A 21,927-nucleotide genomic window follows, 5' to 3' on the forward strand; every position below is an offset into this window, starting at 1 on the left:
GACGGATCGGGGCTGAGCGAGATTTGCTCGCCAGCCCGCGCGTCCGATGCTTACGATCTTCCTGGCCAACGAATCGACAGGAACCGGCCATGGAGTTCAGACGTCTTGCCGCCGGAGCGCTTGCGGCGCTCGCCTTCCTTGTCACGGCACCCGCCAGCGGACAGCAGGGCACGCTCACGTCCCGGCAATCCGAGGCGCTCGCCGCCTACCAGCGGGCGCTGGCCGACTTCAAATCGATCCTGGCCGAGCGGCGGCGCCAGATCGAGGCGAAGCAGCCGCTGCCGAGCCTGCCGGGCCAGCCGCTGTACCTGGCGCGCATCGCCGTCATCAGCACCTACAAGGATCTCACCGACGCCATTCCGTCCAGAATCGGAAAGCCCAACAAGTTCGAAATTCCCCCGGCCTATTTCGATGCAGATATCGAGCCGCTGATCGACGAATATTCGAGGCTATTCGACATCATGGAGGCACCGCCCGCCGGAGCGCAAAACTCGCCGACGCCGTTCAAGGACGTCGCCGATCTCGCCTTCGCGATCGCGCGCGCCAAGGGGCTTGCACCTGAACACGCGGAAGTCGCGGGGCGCATCAGCCTCGGCCTGTTCTTCGCCGAGACCAACGGCAAGCAGAATGTCCGCAATGCGCGCTCGAACACCTATATGGGCAGCTTCCAGACCGGCCCCTCCGAGGACCGCAACGGCCGCAGGAAATGGGAAGCCCTCAAGGGGGCGATCGATCCCGAACTGAGCGCGCGCCACGACAAGGAGGAGGCGCGCACCCGCGGCACCGATCAGCGCTTCAATCACTGGACCAATGTGCGCAACGGCGTGATGAACGCGCATGCCGATCTGTTCCGGGATATCCCCGGGATCGTGAAGACGCTGCCCGACCCGATCGACCAGATGAAGCTGTTCGAGCTGATCCAGATCGTGCCCACCCCGACCAGATCCGCGCTCAAGTCGGGGGATCTCCTGAATTACCGGGTGTCCAGTCCAACGGTCATGAAGCACCTGCGCAACAACAGCATCTTCGCGTTCGGACAGGCCGATCGATCGCGAAGCTCGGCCAGCTTCCGGGAGATTCTCGCTGCGATGTGGCTGTTCAACCGCAAGTTCGAGCGGGCCATGGGGAAATATGCCGAGATCAGGGTGCGCTGAGGGTTCGGCGCACTACAACGTGGAGAACCATCATATTCCGTCCGGATCGGCGCATCCTTCAGGCCGTTGTTGTCATAGGGCTTGCGCAGCGTGCCGTTCGTCGCGGCCTCATGACAAACCTGTCAAAGGGCATGCCACCGTTTGCAGCGCAAGGCCTTTGACTGCCATGGCTATGGTGTTCCACGGCGGGGCATTTGTTGGTAGCCTGCCGCACCGACAGACAGCAATCGGGGGGCCACCGAATGACGCGCGCGAATCCCGCATCTCCCGCACGACGTAACGAAGGGTGGAGACATGTCGCGCGGGCCTTGGCAACGGCAAGCGCCGTTGTGCTGCTCGCCGGCTGCGAGGACAAGAACACGTTCGTGGCCCCACCGCCGCCCAAGGTGGACGTGGCAACGCCCGTGCAGCGCGCCGTAACGCGCTATATCGAGGCGACCGGCAACACCGCCCCGATCAAGAGCGTCGATCTCGTCGCGCGCGTGCAAGGTTTTCTGCAATCGATCGACTATCAAGACGGCACCTTCGTCAAGCAGGGCACCCAGCTCTTCACCATCGAGCCGGAGACCTACAAGCTCAAGCTCGAGCAGGCGCAGGCGGCCGAAGCCGGCGCGCAGGCCTCGCTCCGGCAGGCGGAAGCCGACTACAAGCGGCAAGCCGAGCTGGTGCAGCGCCAGGCGGTGTCACAGGCGACACTCGACACCTCAACGTCCAACCGCGACAACGCGCAGGCCAGTCTCCAGCAGGCGCAGGCCAACACCCGAATTGCCGAGGTCAATTACGGCTACACCAAGGTGACCGCGCCGTTCGACGGCGTCGTCAGCGCCCACATGGTCTCGATCGGCGAGCTCGTCGGCGTGTCCTCCCCGACCCAGCTCGCCACCATCGTCGCGATGGACCCGATCTACGTGAACTTCACCGTCAACGAGCAGGACGTACTGCGCATCCGCGCCGAGGCGGCTCGCCGGGGACTGACGCCGGCCGACCTCAAGCAATTTCCGATCCAGCTCGGCCTCCAGACCGAGACCGGCTATCCGCATGAAGGCCATCTCGACTACGTCTCGCCGACCCTCAACCAATCGACGGGCACGCTGGCGGTGCGCGGCCTCGTCCCCAATGACAAGCGGGTGCTATTGCCCGGCTATTTCGTCCGCGTTCGCGTGCCCTTCGATCAGGAGAAGACCGCGCTGCTCGTTCCCGACACCGCGCTCGGGAGCGACCAGGGTGGCCGCTATCTGCTGGTGGTCAACAGCGACAACGTCGTCGAGCATCGCAAGGTGCAGATCGGTCCCGTCGACAATGGCCTACGCGTGATCGAGAGCGGCCTGAAGCCGGAGGACCGCGTGGTCATCGCAGGGTTGCTGCGGGTGATTCCGGGTCAGAAGATCGACCCGCAAACAACGAAGATCGAGCAGCCGCAGGCGTCTGCCAAGTAATATCTGCCAAGTAAGTTCTGCAAGTGAGGGGTCGCCAGCCATGATCTCAAAGTTCTTCATCGAGCGGCCGGTCCTCTCGAACGTAATCGCGCTTCTGATGATCCTGATCGGCGGCGTCGCGCTGTTCAACCTCGCGATTGCGCAATATCCCGACGTGGTGCCGCCGACGGTGCAGGTCACCACCCGCTATCCCGGCGCCAGCGCCAAGACCGTGATCGACACCGTGGCGCTGCCGATCGAGCAGCAGGTCAACGGCGTCGAGGACATGCTCTACATGCAGTCCTACAGCGGCTCCGACGGCACTTATACGCTGACTGTCACATTCAAGATCGGCACTGACCTCAATTTCGCGCAGGTGCTGGTGCAGAACCGCGTCTCCAGCGCGCTGTCGCAACTGCCGCAGGCGGTGCAGAACCAGGGCGTCACCGTGCAGAAGCGGTCGACCTCGATCCTGCTGTTCGTGACCCTGACCTCGCCCGACGCGAAGTACGACAGCCTGTATTTGAGCAACTACGCCACCATCAACATTCGCGACGAGCTCTCGCGCCTGCCCGGCGTCGGCAACGTCACGGTGTTTGGCGCAGGCCAATATTCGATGCGAGTCTGGCTCGATCCGAACAAGCTGCAGGTCCGTGGCCTCGTGCCGCAGGACGTCATCCAGGCGATCCAGCAGCAGAGCCAGCAGGTCTCCGCCGGCCAGGTCGGCGCGCCGCCGACGCCGCCGGGCCAAGCGTTCCAATACACACTCAACGTCAATGGCCGGCTCGACGACACCAGCCAGTTCGAGAATATCATCGTCAAGACGGGCAGCAGCGGCGACGTCACGCGCGTGCGCGACGTCGGCTGGGTCGAATTGGGCGCGCAGACCTATAGCCAGATCTTCTCGCTCAACAAGCAGCCGGCAGTCGGCATCGGCGTATTCCAGTCGCCCGGCGCCAACGCGCTCCAGGTCGAGCAGGCGGTCGAGAAGAAGATGGCGGAACTCGCCAAGCGCTTCCCGGAAGGCATCAAGTACGACACGCCGTTCGACACCACCAAGTTCGTGGAGGCCTCGGTGCACGAGGTCTATATGACGCTGATCGAGGCCGGCTTGCTCGTGCTGGTCGTGATCCTGGTTTTCTTGCAGGATTGGCGCGCGATGCTGGTTCCGGCGACCACCGTGCCGGTGACCATCATCGGCGCATTCGCTGCGATGGCGGCGCTCGGCTTCACCATCAACATGTCGACGCTGTTTGCGATCGTGCTCGCGATCGGCATCGTCGTCGACGACGCCATCGTCGTGGTCGAAGGCGCCGCCCACAACATCGAGCAGGGCATGAACGGCCACGACGCCGCGATCAAGGCGATGGATCAACTGTTCGCGCCGATCGTCGGCATCACCCTGGTGCTGATCTCGGTGTTTCTGCCGGCCTCGTTCCTCGCGGGGCTGACCGGGCGCATCTATTCGCAATTCGCGCTGGTGATCGCCGCGACCGCTCTTCTATCCGCCATCAACGCGGCGACGCTGAAGCCGACGCAGTGTGCGCTCTGGCTGCGGCCGGCGGTGCCGCCGGAACAGCGCAATTTCTTCTACCGCGGCTTCAATGCCGTCTATAACAGGCTCGAACGCGGCTACACCCGCTTGATCGGCTTCCTGGTCAGACACGCCACTGTCTCGGTCGCGGTAGCGCTGGTCCTGATCGGGATCGGCGGCTATGGCCTGTCGCGGGTGCCGACCGGCTTCCTGCCGATCGAGGACCAGGGCTATCTGATCGCGGCCGTGCAGCTGCCCGACGGCGCCGCCCTGGAGCGGACCCAAGCCGTGCTCGACAGAGCCAGCGAGCTGATCAAGGACACGCCCGGCGTCCAGCAGGTCATCACCATCGCCGGCATCTCCGCGCTCGACAACAGCGCCAGCCTCGCCAATACCGGCGTCGCCTACATCATCCTGAAGGATTGGGAGGCGCGCAAAGGACCCGGAGAGGATTTGCGCTCGCTGGTGTACGGGCTCAACGACAAGCTCGCGACTATCATGGAGGCGCGCACCATCGTCTTGCCGCCGCCGCCGATCCAGGGCATCGGCAATGCCGCCGGCTTCTCGATGCAGGTCGAGCTGCGCGACGGCAATAGCGATTTCGCCAAGCTGCAAGCGATCACCGGAGCGATGGTCAGTAACGGCCAGAGTCAGAGCGCGCTGCAGCGCGTGCAGTCCTCTTTCCGCTCCTCGGTGCCGCAATTCAACGTCGAGATCGACCGCGTCAAGACCCAGACGCTGCATGTGACCACCGATCAGGTGTTCTCGGCGCTATCGACCTATCTGGGGTCGTCCTACGTCAACCAGTTCAACAAGTTCGGCCGCGTGTTCCAGGTCTACACCCAGGCCGATCCGGCCTTCCGTGTCACCGAGCGCGACATCGCCAACATGCAGGTCCGCAACTCGAACGGCGACATGATCCCGATCGGCACCGTCGCCAAGATCACGGCGGCCACCGGTCCGTCGCTGATCAGCCTCTACAATCTCTATCCGTCCTCGACCGTGATCGGCCTGCCGGCGCAGGGCTATTCCTCCGGGCAGTCGCTGAAGCTGATGGAGGAGATCGCGGATAAGACGCTGCCGCCGGGCACCGGCTATGAATGGACCGCGATGTCCTACCAGGAGAAGGCGGTCTCTAACCAGATCTACTGGGTGTTCGGCCTCGCCATGCTGCTGGTCTATCTCGTGCTCGCCGGGCAGTATGAGAGCTGGTACGCGCCGATCTCCGTGATCCTCGCCGTGCCGCTGTCGCTGCTCGGGCCGATGCTGATCCTCAGCGGGCTCAAGATCGACAACAACCTCTATTGCCAAATCGGGCTGATCCTGCTGATCGCGCTCTCGGCCAAGAACGCGATCCTGATCGTCGAGGTCGGGCTCGAGCTGCACGGCCGCGACGGCAAGCCGATCCTGGACTCCGCGATCGAGGCCGCGCGCGCCCGCTTCCGTCCGATCCTGATGACGTCGTTCGCCTTCATCCTTGGGGTGGTGCCGCTAGTGCTGGCCACCGGTGCCGGCGCCAGCGCGCGCAAGTCCATCGGCATCACCGTGTTCTCGGGCATGCTGGCCTCGACCTGCCTCGCGGTGTTGTTCGTGCCGGCCTTCTTCGTGGTGGTGCAGCGCTTCGAGAACTGGCGGGCGTCGAAGAAGGTGGTGAAGGTGAAAGCGGCGGCGGAGGTGAAGCCTTAAGCGCCGTTGGGTGCACCGGCGAGGCTCCGGGCTCGCTGCGACCTCTCCCGCTTGCGGGAGAGGTCGACGCGCGGAGCGCGGCGGGTGAGCGCTCTCTCCTCTTGGGGAGTGTCCCGATGAGGAGACACCCTCTCCCCGACCCTCTCCCGCAAGCGGGAGAGGGAGCGCACCGTCGGCGCGGCTCCAGTCCACCCCACTAAGCCTTCTCCGCCGGCGGCCGCTGCGCCTCGCCGCTCGACACCAGCAGCACCGAGGCCTTCGACTGCCTCAGCACGGCGGCGGCGACGCCGCCGAAGGAGAGATGATTGGCCTCGATCCGGTCGACGCCCATGACCACGAGGTCGACGTCGGTGGTGTCGATCTCGCGCAGGATCGCCGCCTCCGGCGCCCGGTTCACGCGCAGCGTCGTGGTGATGTCGACCTCGTAGCGGGCGGCGAGATCGCTGGTGTCCTTGAGGATGCCGGTCTCCTGGCTCAATCCGCGGGAGGTGCCCCGCTGCGCGCCCTTGTCGCGCGTCGTCGCCACATAGATCACGCGGAGCGAGCCTGAGCCGGCCTGCGCCAGCGCCACCGCGACCTCGGCGCCGCGCTTGGAGATGCCGCTGCCGGAAACCGGAACGAGGATGTTGAGGGCGTCGGGTATCGGCTGCTTCAGGTGCTTGCCCTTGGCCGCCACGATCGCGAGCGGCCCCTCGAACTCGGCGGCGATGTCCTCGATCTTCCGATTGAAGCGATCCTTGGCGGCAGCGACCTTGTCGATGCCGACGACGAGGAGATCAAAGCCCTTGCGTGCTTCGTCGGCAATGGTTTCGGCCAGCTCTGCGCGCCTGGCCCGGGTAACGACATCGACGCTGCCGGCATTCCCGTCACCACTGGCGGAGACGGTTTCGGCGGCCTTCTTCACCACGGCTTCGTGGCTCTCGTCCTCGCCCTTGTCCTTTTCCTTGGCGCGCTCGCCGATGTGCAGAACGGTGATCGGCAGGCCGCGCATGCCGGCGATCAGGCCCGCGACGTGGGCGGCGAAGGTGGCGTTGACGCTGTCGTCGACAGCGAGCAAAGGACGTTCGAGATTGGCGATGAAGCCGCGTCTCTCGAATTCTTCCCGCTCCAGCCGCTCCCTCTCCTCTTGGTTCATCGGCAGCTTTGCCAGCGCCGCGCGCAGCATCGGCGGCATCGCCATCGTGGTCAAGATCGCCATGGTCACGATCATCGTGAACAGGTTCTGGCTGAGCACGCCGATGGAGAGGCCGATGGTCGCGATGATGACCTCGGTCGAGCCGCGCGCGTTCATGCCGCTGGCGAGCGCCAGCGATTCCCTCGCATTCAACCCGCCCACGGTGCCGCCGACGAACGCGCCGCCGAACTTGCCGACGCTGGCGATCACGACCAGCAGGCCGGTGAGCATCAGCAGATTGGGGTCGCGAAGCACCGAGAGATCGGCGCTGAGCCCGGCGAGGCCGAAGAACACCGGCATGAAGAAGCTCGAGATCAGGCCGCGCAGGCGCTCGTCGATCTGCCGGGTCAGGATCGGGGACTCCCCGACCAGGATGCCGGCGACGAAGGCACCCAACACGGTGTGCACCCCGATCAGATGCGTGATCATTGCCATGACGCTCATCAACAGCAGGATCACCGTGATGACCGCGGCTGCGCTGACGAGATTGTCGTTGGCCCAACGGATCAGTTGGAACACCAGGCGGCGGCCGATGGTGAAGCTGACGGCCAGGAAGGCGAGCGTCCCCAGCACGGCTTTCGCCACGGAGCCGAAGTCAAGCGTGCCGTGCGAGGCCAGGCTGAAGATGACGGCGATAATGATCCAGCCGATGGTGTCGTCGATGACGGCGGTCGCGACGATGATCTGCCCGACATTGCGGCGCATGAAATTCATCTCGCGCACGACCACGGCGACGATCTTCACAGACGAGATCGACAGCGCCGTGCCCATGAACAGCGAGGCCACGAGGCGCGCTTGCGGATCGGGCAGCAGCGCATCGGGGAGGAATTCGCCGAGCGCAAAGCCGCAGGCGAAGGGCACGAGGATGCCGGCAATCGAGATCGCGATCGCCGCCCTGCCGACCTTCCGGACCAGCTTGAGGTCGGTCTCCATGCCGGTCAGCAGCAGCAGCAGCAGAATGCCGAACTGGGCGATGCCGTCGATCATCGCCTTCTGTTCGGGCGTCTTGGGAAAGATCGCGTGCTGGGCCTCGGGCCAGATCCAGCCGAACAGCGACGGCCCCAGGATGATGCCGGCGAGCAGTTCGCCGATCACCGAGGGCTGGCCGATGCGCTGCATGAGCTCGCCGAGACCGCGGCCGACCGCGATCAGCAACACGATCTGCGCCACCAGGAGGAATTCGGACGGGCCGGCCGATTTGCCGCCCTCGGCACTCGCCGCAATGGTGGTGAGGACAAGCGCCGCGGGGACAAGGCCGACCGGTCGGAGCAGGCTCCACTGCATGCAGGTGTCATTCCCCCTTCATCTGTCCGGCGCAGCGCCGGGGCGAGAGGGGTAGAACCCGCAGGAGGCGGAGCGGGTTCCGCGCGCGCGGCGGAGTCAAAAAACGAAAAGTGCGAAAACAACCCCATGCACAGTAGAGATGGAGTTGAGAAACCTCACGAAATCTCGATTTTACCGAAACGGCTTGCTACGTCGGGCAAAACACTGGCAGAATGGCATCGTAGCTGGCATGGGCCGGGTGCCTCCTCATCTTCCGTCATTGCGAGGAGCTCTTGCGACGGAGCAATCCAGAGTCCCTCTGCGGCAAGATTCTGGATTGCTTCGCTTCGCTCGCAAAATGACGATGTGGAGAGAGTCCCCGCCTTAGGCCCGTTCGTGCCGCGGACGCAGCGCGTAGCCGGGATGAAGCGCAGCGAAATCCGGGTTCTAGCCGCGCGGTGAAACGCCTCGGATTGCGCTTCGCTCGATCCGGGCTACGGGACGGAGCCACGCGGCGCGAGTCGGCTACCTCACGCCGCCTGCGATGTCCGGATCTCGCGCGGCAGGATTAGCGCGGCGGCGATCGCCAGCAGGCAGAGGGCGGCGAAGGCGTGCAGCATGGTGACGAAGCCGCCCTGCTCGTAGAGCCAGGCGACCAAGCCGACCGAGGCGCCGGCCGCGGTGAAGCCGACGAAATAGCGCACCGCATAGGCGCGCGAGCGCCACTCCTCCGTCGTGTATTTGCCGACCATGGCATCGTTCACCGTGACCTGCCCGAACGCGCCCATGACGATGCCGATCGAGACCACGATCAGCGGCAGATTGGACATGCTGGCGGCCAGATACAGGAATGGCGCCAGCATGAAGGACAGCGGCAGCGCCACCGTCTTCAGCGAATAGCGGTCGAGCAGCCGCCCGATCGTATACTGCGTCATCGCGCCGAACACGTAGACGCCGGCCGCGATGACACCGAGCAGCGCCGGGCTCTTGGTCAGGTCCGAGAGCCGCTCGGCAAACAGCTTTGGCAGCGCCACCGTAACGGCGTTGAAGGTCGTCGAGATCGCGATCACCACGATCAGCAGCGCCAGGATCACGCGCCACATGTCCTGCTTGGCGACGCGCGCCTGCGCCGCCGCCTGCTTGGCACCCTTGCGGTCCTCATGCACGACCGTCAGCGCAAAGGCGATGCCGATCAGGATGGTGACGACGCCGGGAACGATGAAGGCGAAGCGCCAGCCGAGATATTGGCCGATCACGCCGGTGACCAGCGCTGAGGAGGCAACGCCGAGATTGCCCCAGACGCCGTTGAGCCCCATCTCGCGGCCGAGCTTATCGGCATAGGACACGATCATCGCGGTGCCGACAGGATGATAGATCGAGGCAAAAATGCCGATCGCGAGCAGTGCCGCGCCGAGCTGCGCCGGGCTCGTCGCGAAGCCGACCGCGATCATGGACGCGCCGATGCCGACGAAGAAGATCAGCATCATGTGGCGGCGGCTCCAGCGGTCGCCAAGCCAGCCGGTGAGCAGCGAGCCTGCACCGAAGGCGACGAAGCCCGGCGTCGCATAGGGCAGAAGTTCCGAATAGGCCATGCCGAGCGCCGGCCCCATGATGATCACGGCGGCGGCAAAGATCAGCATCGCATAATGGTCGATGAAATGGCCGGCATTGACGAAACTGATGACCCGGCTGGGGTTGTTCATACGAATCCTCTCCTGCACCGAAATCAGTTATATGTCGGGCGAATGATGGGATGCCGCCAATGAGTGTCGTCGAAACGCCAATCCTCCGGGAGGTCCGGGGCAACCGCCGCTCGACCGCGGGCGTGCACCTGGTCGCGCGCGACTATCCCAAAGGCTTGCGGCTCGATCCGCATCTGCACCGCGAGGCGCAGCTGGTCTATGCCGCCAAGGGCACCATGCAGGTGACGACGCCCGGCGGGCGCTGGCTGGTGCCGCCGGACCGCGCGGTCTGGGTCCCGGCCGGGCTCGAGCATGCCATCGACCTGCTCGCCGACATCGAGATGCGCACGCTGTATTTCGACCTGCCCTGGCTCAAGCGCGAGCAGCGTTACGAGGGACTGACCAAGGAGTTCGTGGTGCGGGTGTCGCCGCTGCTGCACCAGGCGATCCTGGCGCTGTTCGACGCCCGCAACACCGAGGCGCGAACCGAACTGCTGGTTCGCCTCGTGATGCTGGAATTGCACCAGGCCGAGGATTCCGCGACCTTCGTGCCGTTGCCGCGCGAAGTGCGATGCCGCCGCGCCGCGATGATCGTGCTCGACGATCCCACCGGCCTGCACGACATCGACACGCTGGCGCGCGAGGTCGGAACCTCCGCGCGCACGCTGTCGCGGCTGTTCTCGACGGAAACGCAGCTCAGCTTCAAGAGCTGGTGCCAGCGTGCCCGCATCGCCGCGGCGATCCAGCTTCTGTCGACCGATGCCACCGTATCGGTGAAGCAGCTCGCCACATCGCTCGGTTATGCCAGCGTGCCGGCGTTCTCGGCCGCGTTCCGGCAGGTGACGGGGCGCACACCGACGGAATTTGCGGGGAAGGGGTAAGGCGGCCGTACCCTCCGAACCCGTCATTGCGAGGAGCCCTTGCGACGAAGCAATCCAGACTTTCTCGGCGGAGGGACTCTGGATTGCTTCGCTGCGCTCGCAATGACGGTGTTTGAGGGAGCTTCGTTCTTCTCCAAATGTCACCGGATGCCCGCTCCCACCGGGCATGCCGCCATTCTCCCAACGCAGTGCCCGACGAAAGATGCCGCATTCCCCTGCTTGATTGTGATCGGCTTCGGCCTAAATCCGATGTAAGCTCCCGCATCGCACAAACCTGACACGAAAGCCCAGATGGCCAACGCCTTCTTCTCCGACCTGCTCGCCACCATCTCCGAGCGCGGCCGCACGCTGCTTCGCCGCAGCGACGGCTTGAACACCAGACGCGATGCCGCCGGGCTGATCGCGCTTTGCGACGCGCTGCTCTCGGGCCGCGGCGAAGCCTCGGGCACCGCGATGGCGCGCGAGGTGCTCGACCTCTACCGGGAATTGGATGCGGCCGGACGCCGTGCCTTCTTCGAGGCGCTGGTGCGCGATTTCGGCCCGGATCGGGAACGGCTGTCCAGGGCGATCGAGAAATGGCGTGCCCAGCCCACCGATGAGGACGCGAGCTCGCTGCATTTCGCTTCCGAGCCGCGGCGGCAGGAGCTGATCCGCCGCCTCAACCGCGCGCCGGGCGGCACCGGCGATCTCGTCAGCATGCGGGCCGACCTGCTCGGCATGATGAACGGGCACACCGATCTCGCCGCGCTCGACCGCGACGTCTCGCATCTTCTCTCTTCGTGGTTCAACAGGGGGTTTCTCGTGCTGCGCAGGATCGACTGGTCGACCCCGGCCAACATCCTCGAAAAGATCATCCGTTACGAAGCCGTGCATGAGATCTCCGATTGGGACGATCTGCGCCGCCGCATCGATCCGGTCGACCGCCGCTGCTACGCCTTCTTTCACCCCGCGATGGTCGACGAACCCCTGATCTTCGTCGAGGTGGCGCTGACCGAGACCATTCCGGGGGCAATCGCGCCATTGCTTGCGGTCGATCGCCAGCACCTGCCGATCGAGCGCGCGCGCACCGCGGTGTTCTATTCGATCTCCAACACCCAGCGCGGCCTGGGCGGCATTTCCTTCGGCAGCTTCCTGATCAAGCAGGTGGTGGAGGAGCTGCGCCGCGAGCTGCCGAAGCTCGACACTTTCGTGACGCTGTCGCCGGTGCCGGGCTTCATGCCATGGGTGAAGCAGGACAAGGAGCTGCCGCTATCGGACGAGGACCGTGAGATGTTGAAGCGTCTCGACGATCCCAAATGGTTCGAGAACCCTGAGACGACCACGCTGCTCCGCAGCGTTCTGGAACCGCTCGCGGCGCACTATTTCCTGAAGGCGCGCACGCCGAAGGGCAAGCTGATCGATTCCGTCGCCCGCTTCCATCTCGGCAATGGCGCCAGGCTCGAGCGCATCAACTGGTTAGGGGACCTCTCGCCCAAGGGCGTGCGCGAGTCCGCCGGCGTCATGGTCAACTATCTCTACCGCCTCGACGACATCGAGAAGAACCACGAAGCCTACGCCAACGACGGCGAGGTCGTGGCGTCGAGCGCGGTGAAGAAGCTGCTGAAGGGCGAAGGACGAAGGCTGCTGGATATGCGGTTGTCGTAGGGGGGCGCTTGCTCGCGCCACACCGTCATTGCGAGGAGCTCTTGCGACGAAGCAATCCAGACTGCCTCCGCAGAGAGACTCTGGATTGCTTCGTTTCGCTCGCAATGACGGAGTGCGTTGCAGCAACTCGCCTATCCCGACCTGCCATTCGCGGAGGACCAAGGCGTCCGCGTGGCTCTCGCTCTCTCCACCGTCATTGCGAGGAGCCCTTGCGACGAAGCAATCCAGACTTCCTCCGCAGAGAGACTCTGGATTGCTTCGCTTCGCTCGCAATGACGGAGTGCGTTGCAGCAACTCGCCTATCCCGACCTGCCGTTCGCGGAGGACCAAGGCGTCCGCGTGGCTTTCGCTCTCTCCACTGTCATTGCGAGGAGCCCTTGCGACGAAGCAATCCAGACCGCTGCCGCGGAACGATTCTGGATTGCTTCGCTGGCGCTCGCAATGACAGGGTGCGTGGCGACTGTCTCGCCCAGCCGCCCCCCTGCAGTCAGATCAGCGTCTCGTACAAATCCATCCAGTCTGGATTAGCGCTCTCGATCAGCGCGAGCTTCTTGGCCCGGCTACCGCCCTTGATCTGCTTCTCGCGTGCTATCGCGTCGGTCATGGTCGCGTGCAGCTCGTACCAGACGAGGAGCTTGCAACCGTACTTAGACGAGAACCCCTTCACCAGACCCTCGCGATGCTCGAACGCACGACGCGGCGGATTCGAGGTGACGCCCGTGTAGATCGTCCCGTTGCGCCGACTGGCGAACATGTAGACGCAGGGCTGCTTCATGACCACCCTCTTTTGCGAGAGAAGGCTATCACAACCAAGAGGCGATTGCGAGCACAGGCTGCGAGTGGCGCGACAAAGCGCACGCTGTCACCACCTCGTCATTGCAAGGAGCGAACCGACGAAGCAATTCAGACTGCTTCCGCCGAAGGATTCTGGATTGCTTCGCTGCGCTCGCAACGACGGAGATTGTAGCGCGGCCGTCGCGCCTCAACCCAACACTACTCCGCCAGCGCCTTCATCTCCTTGTAGAGGTCCGACTTGCCTTCGAAGCCGATGCCGGGGAGGTCGGGCATGGTGATGTGGCCGTTCTCGACGCGGACGCCGGCCGGGAAACCGCCGTAAGGCTGGAACAGGTCGGGGTAGCTTTCGTTGCCGCCGAGGCCCAAGCCGGCCGCGATGTTGAGCGACATCTGGTGGCCGCCATGCGGGATGCAGCGGCTGGGGGACCAGCCGTAGGTCTTCAGCACCTCCAACGTGCGCTGGTATTCGCACAGGCCATAGGACAGCGCGCAGTCGAATTGCAGCCAATCGCGGTCGGGGCGCATGCCGCCGTAACGGATCAGGTTGCGGGCGTCCTGATGGCTGAACAGGTTTTCGCCGGTCGCCATCGGGCCCGGGTAGAACTCGGCGAGCGCGGCTTGCAGCGCGTAGTCGAGGGGATCGCCGACCTCCTCGTACCAGAACAAGGGATAATCGCGCAGCATTTTTGCGTAGGCGATGCCGGTCTCGAGGTTGAAGCGGCCGTTGGCGTCGACGGCGAGCTGCGCGTCCCTGCCGATCTCCTTCAGCACCGCCTCGATGCGGCTGCGGTCCTCCTCGATCGCCGCGCCGCCGATCTTCATCTTCACGACGTTGTAGCCGCGATCGAGATAGCCGCGCATCTCGCCACGGAGCATCGACAGATCCTTGCCGGGATAATAATAGCCGCCGGCGGCATAGACGAAGACGCGCGGATTGGCGGTCACGCCGTGACGCTCGGCAAGCAGGCGAAACAGCGGCTTGTCGGCGATCTTCGCCACCGCGTCCCACACCGCCATGTCGATGGTGCCGACCGCGACCGAGCGCTCGCCATGGCCGCCCGGCTTCTCGTTGGTCATCATCGCGGCCCAGACCTTATCGGGGTCGAGATTGTCGCCCGCGGCATCGAGCAGCGACTTCGGATCGGCTTCGAGAATGCGCGAGGCAAAGCGCTCGCGGATCAGGCCGCCCTGCCCGTAGCGGCCGTTGGAGTTGAAGCCGTAGCCGACGACGCGTTTTCCCTCGCGCACGACGTCGGTGACGACGGCAACCAAGCTCGTCGTCATCTTGGTAAAGTCGATATAGGCGTTGCGGATCGGCGAGGAGATCGGTTTTGTGATCTCGCGGACGTCGACGATGCGGACGGACATGGGGGTCTTCCTGGCTGGATCTCTCCGCTCGTCATGGTCGGGCTTGACCCGGCCAGCCACGTCTTTGCCACGGAGCAAGTTCGAAAATGTGGATGCCCGGGTCAAGCCCGGGCATGACGACAGAGTGTGGGGCGAACGGCGTGCTTACTTCTTATCCCGGAAGTACGGCTCGACCGGCCCGTGCACCTTGATGGTCAGCGGGTTGCCATAGCGATCCTTGGCGTTGCCGGCGGCGACGCGGACCCAGCCTTCACTGATGCAGTATTCCTCGACATTGGTTTTCTCGATGCCCTTGAAGCGGATGCCGACATCGCGCGCCAGGATGTCCGCGTTGTAATAGGGGCTGTTCGGATCGACCGACAGGCGGTCTGGAAATTCGTCGCTCATGATTGTCTCGCTCACAACAGTGTTTCGATTTGATTCCGCAATCCTTCGGGCCGCGCGGTCGGCGCGTAGCGCGCGACCACCTTGCCGGCACGATCCACCAGGAATTTGGTGAAATTCCATTTGATGGAGGCGCCGAGAAGTCCGGATTGCTGCCGTTTCAGGTACTCATACAGAGGGTGCGCATTGGCGCCGTTGACGTCGATCTTCTCGAATAGCGGGAAGGTGACATCGTAGTGGGTCGAACAGAATTCCTGGATCTCGCTCGCCTGTCCCGGCTCCTGCGCGCCGAACTGGTTACAGGGAAAGCCGAGCACCGAAAAGCCGCGCGGCGACAGATCGCGATAGAGATCCTCCAGACCGCGATATTGCGGCGTGAAGCCGCATTTGCTCGCGGTGTTGACGATCAAGAGCACCTGCCCCTCGAAGCGGCGCATCGGCACCTCCTCGCCGGCAAGCGAGTTGGCCTTGAAGTCATAGATGGCAGTCATCGCTAGCCCACGGGATCGATCGGCGACGGCGGCACGCCGCCGGCCTCGATCGCCTCGCCCGCGAGCAGGCACAGATCCTCGCGATAGCGGCCGGAGACGATGTGTACGCCGACCGGCGCCTTGCCGACGAGACCGGTGGAGACCACGAGGCCTGGCAGGCCCATGAAGGGAATCGCGATCTGTGGCAGCTGCGCTTCCCAGACGCGCTTGAAGGATTCATCGCCCTTGCGGTCGAGATGATCGGGGAACGGCAGCTCGCCAGAGACCGGCGTCAGCAGCACCGCATATTGTTCGAAGAACAGCATCCATTCGCGGGTCAACGTGGCTCTTCGGGTCAGCGCCTTCGCGTAATTCGCCTGGTCCATTGGTGTTACCCTGCTGCGGTTGCCGCGCAGGCACGCCAGCGCGCCGGGATCGCCCTCGCGCTCGGCCATCTCAAGCTGCGCCTCATAGCCATCGCCGAGCCAGAGCTTGATCTGCCACTCGACCGCTTCGCGCATCGGCGGCGTGTCCTCGATGATGTCGACGGTCCAGCCCGCGCGCTCCAGTCGCTTGCCGGCATCGCTCACCGCGGCCTTCACCTCCGGCGCGGTAGCAAGGCCGCCCGGATTGAGGCAGAGCGCGGCGCGCTTCGGCCTGGCCGGGCCTTCCAGCGGCACCGGCACGAACCAGGGATCACGGACGTCGCGGGCCGACATCGCGGCGAGTGAAATTCGCAAGTCGTTGACGGTGCGCGCCAGGGGGCCGGACACGGCCATGATCTGCGGCCCGATCGGGCGCTCCGGCAGCGCCGGATTGAAAGCGGGAATGCGGCCGAGCGTCGGCCGCAGGCCGTGCACGCCGCAGGCATAGGCGGGATAGCGGATCGAGCCGGCAATGTCGGTGCCGTGGGCGATGTGGCCGATGCCGGCTGCAACCGCCGAGCCGGCGCCGCCGGAGGATCCGCCTGGAGTCAGCGAGGCATCGCGGGGGTTCTTGGTGTCGCCATGGATCAGATTGGTGGTGAACCAGCGATAGGAGAAGGCGGGGCAATTGGTGCGGCCGAGCAGGATGGCGCCCGATTTCCGGAAATTGGCGACCACCGGATTGTCCTCGCGCGCGATCACGTCGCGCTGGAGCTTTAAGCCGTTGGTGGTGGCAAAGCCCTCCTGGTCGACATTGGCCTTGATGGTGACGGGCACACCGGCGAGAACACCGGGGTCCTCGCCCCGCGCAATGGCGGCATCGACGGCGTCAGCCTGCTTGATCACGTCGTCCGGGCGGTGGTCGATCACCGCATTGAGCGCGGGATTGACGGCGTCCAGGCGGGCGAGACCAGCTTGAGCTGCCTCCCTGGCGGACACCTTTTTGGACTTGACGAGAGTGGCGAGGTCGGCGGCCGACAGGCGCCAGAGATCTTGCATGACATGCTCCGTATGACCGGGGTCTTTTAGCGCCGGGAAGGCGGCAAAGCCATGCGGATTTCGCAGGGATGAAGGCCGGGTGCTAGTGCGGATTGGATTGGCCGACCGGGCTGCTCGCGAGCGTCTAATGCCGCGTCGCGGACTGGTCGGGTATGTCCAGCAGCGCCTCGGTGAAGGGAAACTCCAGCACGATTTCCCCGTCGTCGTCGGTCACCTCGATGACGGCCTCGAGCAGGGCCGGCTGGGCGCCCTCCGACTTCACCACCTCCAGGATCATCTGGCGCGCGACCTCCCAGGCGCGATCGGGATTGCGCAGATCCTCGCCGTCGGGATCCACGATCAACTCGTCGCCGATACGGGTGTTGAAGAAATATCTGGGCATCACCGAGTTCCAGTTTGGGTCGCCGGTACCGGATTGAAAGCTGCACTGCACTCACAACCGCTTTATCAGGACAGGGTTCGCGACCGAATGCGCCATGCGCAAGGCAGGGTCATCAGAAGTGACGTTCCCCGACATTTTTCGCGATGCAACATGGGCTTCTCGGGAAAATTTCACTGGCGAACTTTTGCGCCCGCATTACTTTACCAGCGGGCGGATACGTCCGATTTCGCGAAAATGGAGAGCCAAAATGGCCTGGAAAGCCCCGAAAATCGTCGAAGTGCCCTGTGGCATGGAAATCAACATGTATGTGAGCGCCACCCGCAAGTAAGCGGTAGGCGATTGCGTTCAGCGCAGGTGGATCTTTCGGTCACAATAGGTTGCCGGAAGACACGATGTGTGTCGGCGTTCGGTGTCGACCCGAGATCCACCTCGCAGCGTTCCCTCCAGGAGACGGATCATGCTTCGCGTCGTCGTCCTGGGCGCCGCAGCCGGCGGCGGAGTGCCGCAATGGAATTGCGGCTGCGAGGGCTGCCGAGCAGCCCGTGCCAGCGGCCATGAGCTTCAGCGAACCCAGGCGTCGGTCGCCTTCAGCGGCGACGGCGAGCACTGGTTCCTGATCAACGCCTCCCCCGACCTCCGCCAGCAATTGAACGCCACGCCGCAGCTGCACCCGAGGGCGGGCGCGCTGCGCCATACGCCGATTGCGGGCGTGATCCTCACCAACGGCGAAGTGGACGCGGTCGCAGGCCTGCTGTCGATGCGCGAGGGCTCGCCTTTCACGGTCTATGCGCATGAGAAGGTGTTGGCGATCCTGAAAGCCAACAGCATCTTCAACGTGCTGAACGAGAAGAACGTGCGGCGCCAATCGATCGGAATCGGCGAGCCGTTCGAGCCGCGGCTGCCTGACGGCGCGCGCTCGGGGATCGAGGTGCTGCCGTTTGCGGTATCAGGCAAATCGGCCTGGTATCTGGAAGGCAAGGCGCATCCCGGCGGGGCGACCGGCGACGGCGACACGCTGGGCCTCAAGGTCACGGACAAGACAACCGGCAAGTGCTTCTATTTCATCGCCGCCTGCGCCGAGGTGACCGACGCGCTCAAGGGCGAGATCGACGGCGCAGCGCTGGTGTTCTTCGACGGCACGGTATGGCGCGACGACGAGATGATCAGGGCCGGGCTCGGCCACAAGACCGGCAAGAGCATGGGCCATGTCGCGATGTCCGGCGACGACGGCGCGATCGCGCGGCTTGCCGATCTCGCTATCGACAGGAAGATATTTCTGCATATCAATAACTCGAACCCGGCACTGCTGCCCGCTTCACCCGAGCGGAAAGCCACTGAACAAGCGGGCTGGCAAATACCCGCTGACGGAACGGAGATCGTGCTGTGAATGCCGCGTCACTGACAGGAATGACCGCGCTCTCGATCGGCAAGGACATCAAGCTCAACTCGGCCGAGGAGCTCGAGGCGACGTTGCGCCATATCGGGGCGACGCGCTATCACAGCCTGCATCCGTTCCATAAGCTCTTGCACGGCGGCAAGCTGAACAAGGGCCAGGTGCAGGCCTGGGCGCTCAACCGCTACTATTACCAGAGCACGATCCCGATCAAGGACGCGGTGGTGATCTCGCGCTTCCGCGACCGCGCCACACGGCTGGAATGGCGCCACCGCATCGAGGACCATGACGGCGATCTCGGTAGCGAGGGCGGCATCGAGCGCTGGCTGAAGCTGACCGAAGGCCTCGGGCTCGACACGACTTACGTGGAATCGACGGAAGGCATCTTGCCGGCGACGCGCTTTGCGGTCGAGGCCTATGTCCATTATTGCCGCGAGAAGAGCCCGCTGGAGGCGATCGCCTCCTCGCTCACCGAGCTGTTCGCGCCCAACCTGCACGAAGAGCGCATCTCCGGAATGCTGGAGCACTACGACTTCGTCAATCCCGATATCATGAGCTACTTCGAGCGGCGCCTGGCGCAGGCGCCGCGCGACGCCGGCTTTGCGCTCGACTACGTCAAGGCGCACGCCAAGACGCCGGAGCAGCGCGCGCAGGTCTGCAATGCGCTGATCTTCAAAACCAATGTGCTGTGGGTGCAGCTCGATGCACTCTATCATGCCTATGTCGAGGGCCACATTCCACCGGGCGCCTTCGTGCCCAAAGCGAGCTGAAGAGGAACTGTAATGGCCGGGCCGCGGAACATCAGCGTCAGCGAGGCAAGCCGCCCCGTGCTGCCGCGGCACGCCAAGCTCAAATATGACGAGACCCGAAAGGTCTGGGTGATCCTAGCACCGGAACGGGTGCTGGCGCCGGACGAGATCGCAGTCGAGGTCTTGCAGCTTTGCGACGGCCAGCGCAATGTCGGCGAGATCGCCGATCGGCTGGCGGCGAAATACGCCGCGCCGCGCGAGGCGATCCTCGCCGACGTCATCGTCATGCTCCAGGATCTCGCCGAGAAGGGCTTTCTCACTGAGGCCCGGGAGAAGACGCCATGAGCGATGTGCTCGGCATTCCTACCATCCCGCCAGACGCCAGCGACAGCCTCGCGGTGCTGGAGAAGCAGCGCTCGACGGCGGAGACGTTTGGCATTCCGCTCGCGGTGCTGCTCGAGATCACCCATCGCTGTCCGCTGCAATGCCCCTATTGTTCCAATCCGGTCGAGCTCGACCGCGCGGGCAAGGAGCTGACCACGGATGAGTGGAAGAAGGTGTTGAGCGAGCTCGCCGAGATCGGCGTGCTCCAGGTCCACTTCTCTGGCGGCGAGCCGACGGCGCGGAAGGACCTGGTCGAACTGGTCAAGCACGCGAGCGATGTCGGGCTCTACACCAACCTGATCACCTCGGCCGTGCTGTTGACGCGCGAGCGGCTGAGCGATCTCGCGGATGCCGGGCTCTGCCATGTACAGATCAGTTTTCAGGGCGTGGAGGAAGGCCTCGCGGATCGAGTCGCCGGCTACAGGAATGGCCACCGCAAGAAGCTGGAAGTGGCGAAGTGGACGCGTGAGCTCGATTTGCCGCTCACCGTGAACGCGGTCATGCACCGGCAGAACCTGCATCAGCTCCCCGACATCATTCAGATGGCGGTCGATCTCGATGCCGACCGGCTCGAGGTCGCCAACGTGCAATATTACGGCTGGGCGCTGAAGAATCGCGCCGCCTTGATGCCGACGGTGGCGCAGCTCGACGAGTGCACTGAAATCGTCGAGGAGGCGCGCGAGCGGCTCAAGGGCCGGCTTACGATCGACTACGTCGTTCCCGACTATTACGCGCTGCGGCCGAAGAAGTGCATGGGCGGCTGGGGCCGGCAGTTCTTCAACATCTCGCCCGCCGGCAAGGTGCTGCCGTGCCACGCCGCCGAGAGCATCACCGGGCTCGAGTTCGAATCCGTGCGTTCCAATCACTCGATCGCCTGGATCTGGCAGAACTCCGACGCCTTCAACCGCTATCGCGGCACCGGCTGGATGAAGGAGCCGTGCAAGAGTTGCGAATTCCGCGAGATCGATTTCGGCGGCTGCCGCTGCCAGGCCTTCGCGCTGACTGGCGACGCCGCCAACACCGACCCGGCCTGCGCGCTGTCGCCGCTGCACGAAACCATCTTCAAGCAGGCCGAGCGCGAGGCCGAGGGCGAGACCAACCGCTTCCTCTATCGCAACTTCGCCGGCGGCACTCTGGAATCCGAGAATGGGACCTGACGCCGACGCGGCCGCATCCGCCAGACGCGCCGATCCCTTTGCGCCGCTGACGTCCGACATGCTCGATGTCGGCGAGGGTCACGAGCTCTATGTCGAGAGCGTCGGTCGCGCGGACGGCATTCCCGCGGTCTATCTGCATGGCGGACCCGGCAGCGGCTGCCAGCCCGATCATCGCCGCCTGTTCGATCCCGACCGCTTCTGCGCGGTATTGCACGACCAGCGCGGCTGCGGCCGCAGCCGGCCGAAGGGATCGCGCGAGCACAACACGACGGCGCACCTCATCGCCGACATCGAGAAAATCCGAGAGAAGTTCGGCTTCGACCGCTGGATCGTGGTCGGCGGCTCCTGGGGCGCGACGCTGGCGCTGGCGTATGCAGAGGCGCATCCCGAGCGCGTCTCTGGCATCGCGCTGCGCGCGACGTTCCTCGGCACGCGGGCAGAGGTCGAAGCGGCGTTCACGTCGCGCCTGTCGCAGTTCCATCCTGCGCTCTACGAGGATTTTCTTGGCGTGCTGCCGCTCGAAGAGCGCGCGCGGCCGGTGGAGGCCTATTGGCGCCGCATCCTTGATGCTGATCCCGCCGTGCACGGTCCGGCCGCGCGGGCTTGGCACGACACCGAGCGCACCTTGTCCGAGCACAAGCCCGCAAAGACGCGGCTCGATCTCGCATCGCTGAACGTGTGGCGCACGCTGCCCGCGACCCCATTCATGGAGGCGCATTATTTCGTCAGCGACAGCTTCATGACCGAGAGCCAGCTGTTGCGCAATGCGGGGCGGCTCAAAGGCATCCTTGGCATCATCGTCCAGGGCCGCTACGATCTGTTGTGCCCGCCCGAGACGTCGCAGGCGCTCGCGAAAGTTTGGCCGGGTTCCGAGCTTCGCATCGTGGAAGAAGCCGGCCATTCGCTCTATGATGCCGGCGTGAGAGACGCGGTCATGAAGTCGATCGCAGACCTCGCCTCGAAGACCGCGCGATAACAGGATAAGAAA

General features: G+C 64.6%; 19 protein-coding genes and 1 pseudogene. 11 read left to right on the forward strand and 9 right to left on the reverse strand.

The features are described 5' to 3' along the window. The first annotated feature begins 89 nt into the window (after positions 1-89). A complete protein-coding gene (locus IVB01_RS26430; RefSeq protein ID WP_247278374.1) occupies positions 90-1,154 on the forward strand; it encodes a hypothetical protein in 1,065 nt (354 codons plus the stop codon). Between the two features lie 35 nt (positions 1,155-1,189). Here IVB01_RS26430 and IVB01_RS35755 read toward each other — a convergent pair. Beyond that, positions 1,190-1,267 (reverse strand): annotated as a pseudogene (locus tag IVB01_RS35755) (amino acid ABC transporter substrate-binding protein); the annotation flags it as partial. Positions 1,268-1,396: 129 nt separating this feature from the next. Here IVB01_RS35755 and IVB01_RS26435 point away from each other — a divergent pair. After that, positions 1,397-2,590 carry an efflux RND transporter periplasmic adaptor subunit gene (locus IVB01_RS26435; protein ID WP_247278373.1) on the forward strand — a complete coding sequence of 398 codons (1,194 nt, stop codon included), beginning with the start codon at positions 1,397-1,399 and terminating at the stop codon, positions 2,588-2,590. A 40-nt stretch (positions 2,591-2,630) separates the two neighbouring features. Then, positions 2,631-5,789 carry a multidrug efflux RND transporter permease subunit gene (locus IVB01_RS26440; protein WP_247278372.1) on the forward strand — a complete coding sequence of 1,053 codons (3,159 nt, stop codon included), beginning with the start codon at positions 2,631-2,633 and terminating at the stop codon, positions 5,787-5,789. Positions 5,790-5,985: 196 nt separating this feature from the next. Here the strand turns inward: IVB01_RS26440 and IVB01_RS26445 are convergent, their stop codons facing one another. Both IVB01_RS26445 and IVB01_RS26450 read right to left on the reverse strand, forming a co-directional pair. After that, positions 5,986-8,247, reverse strand: a complete 2,262-nt coding sequence (locus IVB01_RS26445; RefSeq protein ID WP_247278371.1) for a cation:proton antiporter — start codon at positions 8,245-8,247, stop codon at positions 5,986-5,988. A gap of 509 nt (positions 8,248-8,756) precedes the next feature. Continuing rightward, a complete protein-coding gene (locus IVB01_RS26450; RefSeq protein WP_247278370.1) occupies positions 8,757-9,929 on the reverse strand; it encodes an MFS transporter in 1,173 nt (390 codons plus the stop codon). A gap of 59 nt (positions 9,930-9,988) precedes the next feature. On the opposite strand from IVB01_RS26450, the gene IVB01_RS26455 reads away from it, so the two are divergent. Both IVB01_RS26455 and IVB01_RS26460 read left to right on the forward strand, forming a co-directional pair. Beyond that, a complete protein-coding gene (locus IVB01_RS26455; protein WP_247278369.1) occupies positions 9,989-10,789 on the forward strand; it encodes a helix-turn-helix transcriptional regulator in 801 nt (266 codons plus the stop codon). A 291-nt stretch (positions 10,790-11,080) separates the two neighbouring features. Beyond that, a complete protein-coding gene (locus tag IVB01_RS26460) occupies positions 11,081-12,433 on the forward strand; it encodes a malonyl-CoA decarboxylase (protein WP_247278368.1) in 1,353 nt (450 codons plus the stop codon). A gap of 487 nt (positions 12,434-12,920) precedes the next feature. Here the strand turns inward: IVB01_RS26460 and IVB01_RS26465 are convergent, their stop codons facing one another. From IVB01_RS26465 to IVB01_RS26490, 6 genes are all read right to left on the reverse strand, one after another. After that, a complete protein-coding gene (locus tag IVB01_RS26465; RefSeq protein WP_247278367.1) occupies positions 12,921-13,208 on the reverse strand; it encodes a GIY-YIG nuclease family protein in 288 nt (95 codons plus the stop codon). A gap of 218 nt (positions 13,209-13,426) precedes the next feature. Next, entirely contained in the window at positions 13,427-14,596 is a 1,170-nt protein-coding gene (gene tarD, locus IVB01_RS26470; RefSeq protein ID WP_247278366.1) for a mandelate racemase/muconate lactonizing enzyme family protein, read from the reverse strand. 144 nt (positions 14,597-14,740) lie between these two features. Then, on the reverse strand, positions 14,741-14,983 hold the full coding sequence (locus tag IVB01_RS26475; protein WP_212431912.1) for a DUF3297 family protein: 243 nt from the start codon (positions 14,981-14,983) through the stop codon (positions 14,741-14,743). An 11-nt stretch (positions 14,984-14,994) separates the two neighbouring features. Then, positions 14,995-15,471 carry a glutathione peroxidase gene (locus IVB01_RS26480; RefSeq protein WP_247278365.1) on the reverse strand — a complete coding sequence of 159 codons (477 nt, stop codon included), beginning with the start codon at positions 15,469-15,471 and terminating at the stop codon, positions 14,995-14,997. Positions 15,472-15,473: 2 nt separating this feature from the next. Beyond that, entirely contained in the window at positions 15,474-16,874 is a 1,401-nt protein-coding gene (locus tag IVB01_RS26485; protein WP_247278364.1) for an amidase family protein, read from the reverse strand. Between the two features lie 124 nt (positions 16,875-16,998). Then, positions 16,999-17,256, reverse strand: coding sequence for a hypothetical protein (locus IVB01_RS26490; protein ID WP_028177529.1), 258 nt, complete (start codon positions 17,254-17,256; stop codon positions 16,999-17,001). A 247-nt stretch (positions 17,257-17,503) separates the two neighbouring features. Between IVB01_RS26490 and pqqA the strand changes: the two genes are divergently transcribed. From pqqA to pip, 6 genes are all read left to right on the forward strand, one after another. Continuing rightward, complete coding sequence (gene pqqA / locus IVB01_RS26495) at positions 17,504-17,584, forward strand: pyrroloquinoline quinone precursor peptide PqqA (protein WP_007595659.1); 81 nt, start codon at positions 17,504-17,506, stop codon at positions 17,582-17,584. Positions 17,585-17,713: 129 nt separating this feature from the next. Then, positions 17,714-18,643, forward strand: coding sequence for a pyrroloquinoline quinone biosynthesis protein PqqB (pqqB, locus tag IVB01_RS26500; protein ID WP_247278363.1), 930 nt, complete (start codon positions 17,714-17,716; stop codon positions 18,641-18,643). Further along, positions 18,640-19,419 (forward strand): pyrroloquinoline-quinone synthase PqqC, encoded by a 780-nt coding sequence (pqqC, locus tag IVB01_RS26505; protein ID WP_247278362.1) that lies wholly within the window; start codon positions 18,640-18,642, stop codon positions 19,417-19,419. Before pqqB ends, pqqC begins: the two co-directional genes overlap by 4 nt. A 12-nt stretch (positions 19,420-19,431) precedes the next feature. Further along, entirely contained in the window at positions 19,432-19,743 is a 312-nt protein-coding gene (gene pqqD, locus IVB01_RS26510; protein WP_247278361.1) for a pyrroloquinoline quinone biosynthesis peptide chaperone PqqD, read from the forward strand. Further along, positions 19,740-20,939 (forward strand): pyrroloquinoline quinone biosynthesis protein PqqE, encoded by a 1,200-nt coding sequence (gene pqqE, locus IVB01_RS26515; RefSeq protein ID WP_247278360.1) that lies wholly within the window; start codon positions 19,740-19,742, stop codon positions 20,937-20,939. The genes pqqD and pqqE overlap by 4 nt, the downstream gene beginning before the upstream one ends. Further along, positions 20,929-21,915 (forward strand): prolyl aminopeptidase, encoded by a 987-nt coding sequence (gene pip / locus IVB01_RS26520; protein WP_247278359.1) that lies wholly within the window; start codon positions 20,929-20,931, stop codon positions 21,913-21,915. Before pqqE ends, pip begins: the two co-directional genes overlap by 11 nt. The last annotated feature ends 12 nt before the right edge of the window (positions 21,916-21,927 follow it).

Origin of the sequence: Bradyrhizobium sp. 164, assembly GCF_023073715.1 — a bacterium.
Lineage (GTDB): Bacteria > Pseudomonadota > Alphaproteobacteria > Rhizobiales > Xanthobacteraceae > Bradyrhizobium.